At 61.4% G+C, this 4,109-nt stretch carries 1 protein-coding gene and 1 pseudogene; both read left to right on the top strand.

Features of this window, described 5'->3' with window-relative positions; genetic code table 11:
* Positions 1 to 218: 218 nt before the first annotated feature.
* Positions 219 to 446: pseudogene (locus tag EHV23_RS16050) on the top strand (IS5/IS1182 family transposase); the annotation flags it as partial.
* Positions 447 to 663: 217 nt separating this feature from the next.
* On the top strand, positions 664 to 4,109 hold a 3,446-nt coding region (locus EHV23_RS07985; RefSeq protein ID WP_203228912.1), incomplete at its 3' end, for a non-ribosomal peptide synthetase.

Below are 4,109 nucleotides of genomic sequence, written 5' to 3'. Positions count from 1 at the left end.
CCCAGCAGGATCAGCGGATGCTTCAGGTTCAGGTGATCGCGCAGCGGATACCCGAACAGCTCGCCAGTCTGTGGTTGTGATGGCTTTGGACCCATGAGAACCCCGGAGAAATTGCAAGAAAACGAGCCCCTATGATCGCAAATCCTGCAATTTCTGCAGGGTGGTTCCCGGGGTCAGACACTGGGTATCAGGGGGTGAGACGGGTTGTTCAGGACCGACATCTGAAGGCCGATCATCGACTGGACCGGTGCTGGCTGAAGGAGGCAGAGGGTGATGCCCTGCACGCGGTGCTGTGCGCGGCGGGCTACAACCTGCGCTGGCTGCTGCGGGCGGTGGCCCGTCTAGGGCTGGGGTGGTTTTTTGCGCTTTGTGCGCTGCTGCAGGGATTGCTGTTGTCAGTAGCGATCAGGCGGCCGGGGCCGGCCGCGCTGCCTACTTGTTGCTGATTCAGGATTCTGCAGGGCCGACTAATCATTACTTGTAGTAGTGAAAGGATGCGTGGCGTTGATAAAGTTGGACGGTTCGTGCTTGCTTTGACCATTGGTCAAAAAGAGCTCTTTCTCGTGTTTTCGTCTTCTTTTTGAGTTCATGGATATCAAGAAAGAACATGTTTCTATCAACCGCGAAGCAGTTTCGCTGGTCCGTAGCGTTAACGATAGGGTAATGGACTATCCAAAGGAGGTGCTGATTCACGAGCTGTTCGAGCAGCAGGCAGAGCGTACACCTGAAGCGGTGGCGGTGCAGTACGAGGAGCAGCAGCTGACGTACGCCCAATTGAACGCGAAGGCTAACCAGCTGGCGCACCGACTCAGGGCGATGAGGGATGCTGCGGGGGCTCCGGTGGTGAAGCCGGATACGCTGGTGGCGATCAGCGTGGAGCGCAGTCTCGAGATGGTGGTGGGGCTGCTGGGTACGCTGAAGGCGGGTGCGGCGTATGTGCCGGTGGATCCGGAGTATCCGGCAGAGCGTATCGCATACATGCTCGAGGACTCGCAGGCGAAGGTGCTGCTGACGCAGAAGGGCCTGCGGGATCGTCTGTCGGCAGTGACGGGCGCAGCGGATACGGATGATGAAGGAGTCATCGGCGAGATCATGCTGCTCGATGAAGAGTCGGCCTATGCAGGTCAGCCGGAAGGAAACATCAGCCGCGAAGAGACAGGCCAGACTTCATCGAATCTGGCGTATGTGATCTACACGTCGGGTTCGACGGGCTTGCCCAAGGGGGTGATGATCGAGCATTCGGGTGTCTGCAATCTGGCGCAGTTGCTGCAGAAGGAGCTGCGTGTGGACGAGACGAGCCGCGTGCTGCAGTTTGCCTCGTTTAGTTTCGATGCGTGCGTCTGGGAAGTGGTGGTGTCGTTGCTGCATGGTGCGAGCCTGCACCTGTCGACGAAAGAACGGCTGATGCCGGGCGAGCCGCTGCGGACGTTGCTGCTGGCGCGCGGGATTACGCATGCGATGCTGCCGCCGATGGCGCTGAGTGCGTTGGGAGAGCCCGAGGGGCTCGAGAGCCTGCAGACGGTGTCGGTGGGCGGAGACGTGTGCCCGCCGCAGCTGGCACAACAGTGGAGCAGTGCGGCTCGCTTTGTCAATGCCTATGGGCCGACCGAGGCGACGGTGTGCGCGACGATGTTCCGGGTGGAACCGGAGTGGGCAGCGGACGCGGGGCAGAGTCTGCCGATCGGAGGGCCGGTGGCCAATGCACGGGTCTACATTCTGGATGAGCAGAGAAAGCCGGTGCCGCTGGGCGTGGCAGGAGAGCTTTACGTGGGCGGAGCTGGTGTGGCCCGGGGTTACCTGAATCGGGTGGAGCTGACGGCAGAGCGGTTCATGGATGATCCGTTCAGTGATGAGCCGGATGCACGGATGTACAGGTCGGGAGACTTGGGTTACTGGCGCGCGGATGGGCTGATCGAGTTTGTGGGCCGCAATGACTTCCAGGTCAAGATCCGTGGCTTTCGGGTGGAGCTGGGTGAGATCGAGGCGCGGCTGGGCGAGTTGCCAGGGGTGCGGGATGCCGTGGTGCTGGCGCGGGAGGATCAGCCGGGAGACAGGCGGCTGGTGGCGTACTGGACACCCGCACAGGGCCAGCCGAAAGACGAATTGCCCAGGCCCGAACAGCTGCGTGACACCCTGAAGGAAAGCCTTCCCAGTTACATGGTCCCGGTGGCCTTTGTGCAGATGGAGGCGTTGCCGCTCACTCCCAACGGCAAGGTGGACAGGAAGGCGCTGCCGGTGCCGGATGTGGATGCCCTGGTCACGCACGAATACGAAGCCCCGCAGGGAGAGGTGGAGCAGCGTATGGCGCTGCTGTGGCAGGAACTGCTGGGCGTGGAGCGGGTTGGAAGAAACGACAACTTCTTCGACCTGGGTGGCAATTCACTGCTGATGGTGGCTTTGCTGGCCCGGTTGCGTGACGATGGCCTGTTTGCATCAGCCGAGGCGGGCTATTCGAGCGGTGCATCGGCGATGAAGGATCTGGCGGCCCAGCTGGTCCGTCGTTCGGATGGAGAGAATGCACAACAGACTGCTGTTGGTGAAATTCCCGAGGCATGCACGCGGATCCTGCCGAAGATGGTGGGGTTGGCCAGCTTCGATCAGGCCGAGATCGACGCAATCGTGGCCAGGGTGCCGGGCGGTGCGTCCAACATCCGGGATATCTGCCCACTGTCGACGACCCAGGAGGGCATTCTGTTTCATCACCGGCTGGATGAGAAGCGGGATGCCTATGTGGTTCATGAGGTGTTTCGATTCGATTCGGTGGCACGCTTCGAGGCCTTCTTTGCCGCGCTGCAGGAACTGGTCAGGCGCCATGAGGCTCTGCGCACGATATTCGTGTGGAGCGATCTGCCCGAGCCGGTGCAGGTCGTGCAGCGTCACGCAGAGCCAGTCTGTACGAGGATGATGCTGGATGCCGGGCAGGATGCTGCAGGGGCGTTTCGTCAATGGCTGCAGCCCCGGTTCGAGCGACTTGACCTTGGCCGGGCGCCGCTGGTGGGGATGGTGCTGGGCGAGGTTGCCGGGAAGAAGGAGTGTTATGGCGCGCTGACGATTCATCACATCATCACCGACCATGTATCCATCGAGGTGATGCTTGCCGAAATCGGGGCGCTGATGCAGGGCCAGGATCGGCCACAGCCTGCGCAGGACGGACAGGTAGGTTCCTATCGCAGATTTGTGGAACACAGCCGTGATGCCGGTGAAAGGGCCCGGGCAGAGGCCTTCTTCAAGGACATGCTTGCCGATTATGACGAGCCCTCGCTGCCGTTCGGGCTGCAGGACGTGCGCGGAGATGGTACGGCCATCGTGCAAAGGATATCGCCGGTGGAGCAGGCGCTGGCCAGACAGGTTCGCCGTGTGGCTCGCAGTCTCAGGGTCAGTCCGGCCATCGTGTTTCACCTGGTGTTCGGTCTGGTGGTCGGCAGGTTCTCAGGCCGGGATGATGTGGTGTTCGGCACGGTCATGTCGGGGCGGATGGCGCCGGTGGCGGGCATCGATCACATGCTGGGCATGTTCATCAATGTGCTGCCGTTGCGGCTGAACATGGCGGGGCTGGCGGTGCGGGAGGCGCTGTTGCAGCTTGAGCAGAGCATGGCAGGGCTGATCCGGCACGAGAGTGCGTCACTTGCGCTGGCGCAGCGCTGCAGTGGTGTCGAAGGCGATGTTCCTCTGTTCAGTGCTCTGTTCAACTACCGGCATGGTTCGATGCACGATAGTGTCCGGGGTATGGATGGTGTGGAGTTCGTCGAGGAACTTGAAGCGACCAACTATCCCTTTGTTCTGTCGGTGGATGACACGGGCGATGGTTTTGTGTTCGTTAGCCAGACGGATCCGTCGGTGGATGCCGGGCAGGTAATCGAGTATCTGCACTGTGCGTTGCAACAGGTCGTTGGAGCGCTACAGCGGGAGTCTACGCTCCTGGTGAGGCAGTTCGACATCATGCCGCAGCGGGCGCGAGAGCAGGTCATCCGTGTGTTCAACGCCACGCAAGCCGACTACCCGAAGGAAGCGCTGATCCATGAGCTGTTCGAGCAGCAGGTCGAGCGCACACCGGAAGCGGTGGCGGTGCAGTACGAGGAGGAGAGTCTGACGTATGCGCAGCTCAATGC

This window comes from Lautropia dentalis, from assembly GCF_003892345.1.
Lineage (GTDB): Bacteria > Pseudomonadota > Gammaproteobacteria > Burkholderiales > Burkholderiaceae_E > Lautropia > Lautropia dentalis.
The sequence above is the reverse complement of the archived record's forward strand: the minus strand, read 5'-3'. Positions and strand labels throughout refer to the sequence as shown.